Raw genomic sequence first — 6,913 nt, 5'->3', positions numbered from 1 at the left:
GTGCTCAAAAAACGACCAGATCGGATTCCTGACGATGCTTCAGGTTTTGTCCCGTACATAGAGTTTTGACTCTTACGATTTTGTCTCAGCTATTTAAGCGTTAAATAAAAAAATCTTGGTATTGTTTCGGAGTCATAGCTAATCGTTTTTTAAAGTTACGCTGGAAGTGACTTTGATCCGCAAACCCCAGGTCACAGGCAATGTCAGATAAATTACTGCCTCTTTGCAAAAGCACCTTGGCCTTTTTTATACGGTTATCCAGTTGGAATGCATGGGGTGATTGCCCATACCGGGCTTTAAAGCTTCGAATTAAATGATAACGACTTAGCCCTGTCTGCTCAGCAAGATATTCCAGGGAAACATTGCTTTCCAGTTGATCCATGATAGCTTCTTTGGCTCGTATTACTCGATGAGTGTCTGGCTTTTTGGAATCAGGAGCATTCCTGTTATGGTCAACAAACAAGTTTTCTAAATAAGTCACCAGAAGGTTTTCTGCTACCAGTGGGTTGGGTTCGTTGAGTAATCCTTCGAACAGCTGATGGAAGTGCAGGTAACTGTGATTGTCGTTGAGATACTGAGTTTTAAAAGGGTGATAATCCTGAACGCTGGACTTGAGCATGTCCTGCTGAAGCTGGCCAATCCAGTGGGTGTCTACAAACAACATCCGATAAGACCATTCACCAGCACTGGGATTACAGGAGTGAGCATCGCCAGGGTTTATTGTCACGGTAGAACCATGAGCAATCTGGTTACGCTTCTTCATGTTCCGGTATTCTGCGCGACCTGCATCAATCACCCCGAAAGAGAACTCATCATGTGAGTGGGTATGGTAGCAGGCTGCCGATTGATTAGCGCAACGCATCTCTACCCACGGCAAGGTTTCGCTGCGCTTGAAAGACGTATTTTTATCAATGACTGCCATATTTATTATTTGAATAAGAGACTACTGAATAAAGAGCATACTGATGACACTGCCAGCAAGTAGCAAGCCCATTGTTATACTGAATGCTATTTGATGTTTGCGTTGAGAGAGAAGCTTATGAATCAAATGCCCGGCAACTGCCCATGTGCCAACACCAGTAAAGCAGGCAAAAAAAGAGATCAGGCAGAATGCGGCAAGATACAAAGAAGTAGGACTGTTAGTTGCTACAAATAAACTCACTCCAGACATGGATACCAGCCAGGCTTTAGGATTTAACCACTGAGACAAAGCCCCTTCGGTAAAGGTGGGTGGTTGCTTGTTTGCCTGTTTTTCTTTGGACATGGCTCCTGTCGTAGCCAGTTTGTAGGACATATAGAGGAGAAATGTACCACCAAAATAACGAAGGCTGTCTGTGATCCGAGGGTAAGTCTGCAGTAGTTGGTTCAAACCAATACCCACAAGGAAAACGATAAGCGTATAAGCAACGGTTGCTCCAAATACATAGGGAAGAGCGCGAATAAAACCAAAATTGGCGCCAGCGCCTGTTGCAATAACGTTAACCGGCCCGGGAGAAACGGCGCCAATAAATGCAAAGAGAAGCATAGAGATTAGAATCGGAATCATTGTTTTCTCAGGTGTTAGAACTTATAGAACCGAATATAAGTGAGGTGAGTCAAGGTGGTATTGAACGAAATTGCTCTTTGGTTTCTTGATTTGCACTATTATGGGAACTCCCCATAAATATAATTTCGTAACACTGCTTGTTTGTAGTGCTTTATAAATGGGGTGTCGTGCATTATTTCTGCTTATAGGTAATAGATCGTTGTGTTTTATAATTGTTAAAAACTCAATATATCAATTACTTAGTTATCCACTCATGAGCTTGGCATCCTCTTTGCTAAACCCTTGGTGATTATAAAATCACACATGGGGAGAGTGCAGTATGGCCTATATAGAACCTGGCGAATTTGTTACCAAGATGGTGGATGCAGGGGAATCCAAGTGTCATATGTCAGTCAGAGACACGTTTATTCGTGCCTTTATGGCTGGTGCTATTCTTGGCTTGGCTGCCATTTTTGCGATTACCGTTGCAATTAAAACAGGGTTGCCGGTATTGGGAGCAATCTTGTTCCCGGTTGGATTTATCATGCTTTACCTGATGAAGTTTGATTTGTTAACCGGTGTATTTACTCTTGTTCCTCTGGCCTGGCTGGATAAAAGACCGGGGATTACTGTTTCTCAAATTCTGCGTAACTGGTGGTGGGTATTTCTTGGCAACTTTGCCGGAGCATTAACCACTGCCTTCTTTATGTCGTTTATTCTCACTTACGGTTACAGCATTGATGGTGGTGCGATTGCCGCGAAAGTATCTGCGATTGGTGAATCTCGTACCCTGGGCTATCAGGAACACGGTTTGTCTGGCTGGTTAACAATTTTCATCCGCGGAATGCTGTGTAACTGGATGGTGTCTATGGGTGTTGTTGGCGCAATGATTTCTACTTCTGCCGGCAGCAAAATGATGGCTATGTGGATGCCAATCATGCTGTTCTTCTTCATGGGCTTTGAACACTCCATCGTAAACATGTTCCTGTTCCCATTCTCCATGATCATGGGTGGTGAGTTCACTGTTATGGATTACCTGTTGTGGAACGAACTTCCAACTGCACTGGGTAACCTTGTGGGTGGCTTCCTGCTGGTTGGCCTGCCTCTGTACCTGACTCATGTGAAAACCAGCCCTGAGCGTAAGCTGGCTTAATTGGTTGGGGGAGCATGATTATGAATAAGGTTGAAATGACAGAAGCCATTCTGGTGGAGAAATCTGAAAAGAAGCTGAGCTGGGAAACCATGGCGCAAGACCTTGATTGCTCTCCGGTTTGGTTAACCTCAGCTTGTTTGGGTATGAACAGTGTAACGACAGAGAAAGCTCTGGCAATTGTTGAGTATCTGTCCCTCGAACAGGATGTCGCAGAAGCGTTGATGGCCTACCCGACCAAGGTTTGGGATCAGACAGTTCCTACAGATCCATTGATCTACCGCCTCTATGAAATTGTTGGTGTTTATGGAGAAACATTGAAAGAGGTGATTCAGGAAAAGTTTGGTGATGGAATTATGAGTGCTATCGACTTTTCCATGGATGTGGACAAGCAGGAAGACCCTAAAGGCGACAGGGTTGTGTTAACCATGAACGGTAAGTTCCTCCCTTATAAATCATGGTAGTCATAACTTAAGAGCCGCTGGGACAGGCCTTCACTCATTCTTTATAGACAGAGAGCGAGTGAAGGCCTTTTTGCAATGATAAAAAGATTAACGATAACAGCAGGCTCCAGCTCCAGTGCTGGCCGCAAACCTGCTAACCAGGATTGCCACGGTTTTCTAAGTCCTGAAAATCTGCTGTGCGCAACCAAAGGTATTGTGGCTGCTGTGGCTGATGGCATCAGCACCAGCAATGTCAGTCATATCGCCAGCCAAACCGCTATCAATAGTTTTGTCAGCGACTATTACTGCACACCGGAAGCCTGGTCCGTTAAAAAATCAGCTCACAAAGTTTTAAAGGCTACCAACTCCTGGCTTTACGCTCAGACTCAAAACAGCCCCCATAGATTTAACAAAGATAAGGGTTATATCTGCACCTTTAGCGGCGTTATTTTCAAATCGAATACGGCGCATATTTTCCACAGCGGTGATTCACGTATTTATCGCTTGCAGGATGGTGATTTTGAACAGCTGACACAGGATCACAGACGACAGGTTTCCACCGAAACCAGTTATCTCACCCGGGCTCTGGGAATCCACCAACAACTTGAGCTGGATTATGCATCACTGCCATTGGTGGAGCAGGATATATTTTTATTGGCGACAGATGGCATCTACGAATACTGCGGTGAAGGATTCCTGAAGCAGATACTGTCGCAGTGTTTGGAAAAAGACGCAGATTTGGATCAACTCTGCCAATCGGCGTTAAACCGTGCGTTAGAGTCAGGCGGTACAGACAATCTTACTTTGCAGATTCTAAGAATCGACACGTTGCCAGAACAAAAGATTGAAGAGGTTCAGCAGCAGGTTTCTTCATTAGCATTGCCACCTGAGCTTGCGCCAAGAATGAAGTTTGATGGTTATACACTGCAACGTGAGCTTTATATCAGTAGTCGTAGCCATGTTTATCTTGCGACAGACGATACCAGCCAGCGTCAGGTTGTTCTTAAAGTGCCCAGTACTGAACTAAGAGGTAATCAAAATTATCTGGAAAGTATGCTGCTGGAAGAGTGGATTGCACGGCGAATCGATAACCCCCATGTTTTAAAAGCGTATAGTGCACCAAGGAAGAAACATTACCTGTACCTGGCAACAGAGTTTATCGAAGGGCAAAGTCTGGGGCAGTGGATGATTGATAACCCCAAACCAAGCCTTGCTCAGGTGAGGGATATTATTTCCCAGATAGGCAAAGGCCTGCAGGCATTTCACCGTCAGGAAATGATGCATCAGGATTTGAGGCCGAACAACATCATGGTTGATGGGGCGGGCGTGGTGAAGATCATCGACTTCGGCGCAACCCGTGTGGCAGGTATCAGTGATATTGGCCAAGTCGAAAGTGTTTATGAGATACCCGGCACTGCACAATTCAGCGCACCTGAATATTTCACGGGTGAGCCTGTTGATTCCCGTTCAGATATATTTTCGCTGGCGGTGATCTGCTACCAGATGCTGACGGGGCGCTTGCCCTATGGGCTGAGTGTTGCGAATGCCCGAACCAGGAAGGAACAGGCGAAACTGAGCTATCAGCCCATTCATCCTGACAATGCTAAAAAAGGTACAAACGCTGTGCCTGAGTGGGTTGAGATGGCCATTCAAAAGGCCCTGAAAGTAGAGCCTCGTAAACGTTATTATGAAGTGTCAGAGTTTATCTATGACCTTCACAACCCCAGTCCTGAGTTTCAGCATTTGCATAGGCCACCGCTTATTGAGCGTGACCCAGTGAAATTCTGGCAGTGCATTTCACTGGTTCTGTTCACTCTATTAATGTTTGAAATGGTTTCAGGCTAACTCGTCATCATCTTGCATACGTTGCTGCTTTTCTTCCTCCTCTGCGATAACAGCTTGAATTTCTGCAAGCATAGCGTCGACATCTGCACTGTTTGTGTTTTCTTCAAAAAAGCCTGTTAGTTCAGTTTCTGGCGTCAATTTGCTTTCTTCGAAAAGAGCCCACATTTCCTCAGCGTAACGGCTGTTAAGAAGTTCGGGAGCGAACTGTGCGTAATACTCAGTTATATTGCTGACATCCCGCTCCAGCATGGCCTTGGCATTGTTATTTGCAGCAGCATTCACGGCCTGAGGCAAATCAATAATAACCGGGCCATCTTCGGCCATGAGCACATTGAACTCAGACAAATCTCCATGAACCAGGCCTGCGCATAGCATACGCATCACGTAGGTCATCATTAATGCATGGTCTTCACGAGCCTGTTCAGCTTGCATCGCAATATCATTTAACCGAGGAGCCACATCGCCGTCTTCATCAACAACCAGCTCCATCAGAAGAACGCCATCGATGCACTCGTAAGGTTTGGGAACCCGAACACCAGCATTGGCAAGAAGAAACAGGGCATCAACTTCAGCGCTCTGCCAGATTTCTTCCTGCTGCTTCCGCCCGAATTTGGAGCCTTTCTCCATGGCGCGGGCGCGGCGGCTGTTACGAACCTTACGCCCTTCTTGATATTTTACGGCTTGTTTAAAGCTGCGCTTGGCAGCTTCTTTGTAAACCTTGGCACAACGGATTTCCTCTCCACATTGCACAACATAAACATCGGCTTCTTTGCCGCTCATTAATCTGCGTATGACGTCATCTACCAGACCAGCGTCGACCAGGGGTCGTAATCGTTTTGGAATTTTCACGATGTCTTTTTATCGCATATACCGACAATAAAAAAGGGGAACTGACAACCTTGTTAGATTTGGCAATTCAAAATAGCCTGTTCCCAGGAGTCATTTGGGGAGGCTGAGATAATTTCTATACGGCTGTCCAGACATTCATCGAGCTCCATTTCCGTTAAAGCATCCCGGGATTTGTTGTAACCATACAGCCCCTCAGATGTGATGAACACTGCTTTGGCTCTTTCCACTTCCAAGCCTGACAGAAAGGCAAATAGCTTTTTTCGGTCAAAAGTTATGTCCGGAGCGAACTGCCAGCCGCAGCTGGAAAACCCTTCGCCTTTGTTATCGGAACGCAAGAATCCTTCAATTGGTATCTCGCTAGAAGTATCCCCGGTGTCCTGATTATCAATCGCTCGGGAATTTTGAAGCCTGCTTGTTTTTTGGTGGGAGATATAAGAACTGTTCCCGCTCAACCACTCAACCTCCAGTTTTCCCTGAGAGGTAAAGGCAAGCTTCTTGTCGCCGAGGCTGGATTGCGAAAGGTAATTCTCCAAAGCCTCTTTATCGTTAGATTGATAAAGATCTGATTTATTACCAACCACAATGTCTGCAATTTCAAGCTGTTGATTGAAAATTTCATGGCTTGTGTAGCGGGAATCCTGCAGGTTGCGGGCATCAACAAGAGAGATGGTGGAATGGAGTGTTAGTACACTCTGGTAATGTTCTGAGCTTAATGTATCCAGCACTTCCTTCGGATGTCCGAGGCCGGTTGGCTCTATAAGCAGACGATCTGGTTTGGCGACTTTCAGCAACATATTCAGAGCCATTTGCATAGGCAGGCCAGAAGTGCAGCACATGCAGCCACCCGGCACTTCTCTTATAAATATCCCGTTTTCTCCAGTTTCAGAGCCTTTAAACAAGCTGCCATCAATACCGATTTCACCAAATTCATTGACCAGTACAGCCCAGCGTTCTTGTTCAGGCTTCATTTTCAGCAGATGAAGAATGGCAGTTGTTTTTCCTGCCCCCAAGAAACCTGTAATGATGTTTGTGGGAACTGCTTGGATAATATTCATCAACAACTACTCATCAATCACTACTGTCCGGTTAAGCATAAACCAG

At 45.6% G+C, this 6,913-nt stretch carries 7 protein-coding genes; 3 read left to right on the top strand and 4 right to left on the bottom strand.

Annotated features, from left to right (window positions below; genetic code table 11):
• Positions 1–100 precede the first annotated feature (100 nt).
• Positions 101–922, bottom strand: coding sequence for an AraC family transcriptional regulator (locus QMA35_RS20480; protein WP_281649005.1), 822 nt, complete (start codon positions 920–922; stop codon positions 101–103).
• A 21-nt stretch (positions 923–943) separates the two neighbouring features.
• On the bottom strand, positions 944–1,546 hold the full coding sequence (locus QMA35_RS20475) for a LysE family translocator (RefSeq protein ID WP_281649004.1): 603 nt from the start codon (positions 1,544–1,546) through the stop codon (positions 944–946).
• 319 nt (positions 1,547–1,865) lie between these two features.
• Between QMA35_RS20475 and QMA35_RS20470 the strand changes: the two genes are divergently transcribed.
• The 3 genes from QMA35_RS20470 (at position 1,866) to QMA35_RS20460 (ending at position 4,963) form a co-directional block, all read left to right on the top strand.
• Positions 1,866–2,678, top strand: coding sequence for a formate/nitrite transporter family protein (locus tag QMA35_RS20470; protein WP_281649003.1), 813 nt, complete (start codon positions 1,866–1,868; stop codon positions 2,676–2,678).
• Between the two features lie 20 nt (positions 2,679–2,698).
• Positions 2,699–3,139: a cyanase gene (gene cynS / locus QMA35_RS20465; protein WP_281649002.1), complete on the top strand. Its 441-nt coding sequence runs from the start codon at positions 2,699–2,701 to the stop codon at positions 3,137–3,139.
• A gap of 75 nt (positions 3,140–3,214) precedes the next feature.
• Complete coding sequence (locus QMA35_RS20460; RefSeq protein ID WP_281649001.1) at positions 3,215–4,963, top strand: bifunctional protein-serine/threonine kinase/phosphatase; 1,749 nt, start codon at positions 3,215–3,217, stop codon at positions 4,961–4,963.
• On the opposite strand, the gene QMA35_RS20455 is transcribed toward QMA35_RS20460, so the two are convergent.
• Both QMA35_RS20455 and QMA35_RS20450 read right to left on the bottom strand, forming a co-directional pair.
• Positions 4,955–5,812 carry a PA4780 family RIO1-like protein kinase gene (locus QMA35_RS20455; RefSeq protein WP_281649000.1) on the bottom strand — a complete coding sequence of 286 codons (858 nt, stop codon included), beginning with the start codon at positions 5,810–5,812 and terminating at the stop codon, positions 4,955–4,957. The genes QMA35_RS20460 and QMA35_RS20455 overlap by 9 nt on opposite strands.
• Positions 5,813–5,865: 53 nt before the next feature.
• Positions 5,866–6,867 (bottom strand): GTP-binding protein, encoded by a 1,002-nt coding sequence (locus QMA35_RS20450; protein WP_281648999.1) that lies wholly within the window; start codon positions 6,865–6,867, stop codon positions 5,866–5,868.
• Positions 6,868–6,913: the final 46 nt, after the last annotated feature.

Source organism: Parendozoicomonas sp. Alg238-R29, from assembly GCF_947331445.1.
Taxonomy (GTDB): Bacteria; Pseudomonadota; Gammaproteobacteria; order Pseudomonadales; family Endozoicomonadaceae; genus Sansalvadorimonas.
The sequence above is the reverse complement of the archived record's forward strand: the minus strand, read 5'-3'. Positions and strand labels throughout refer to the sequence as shown.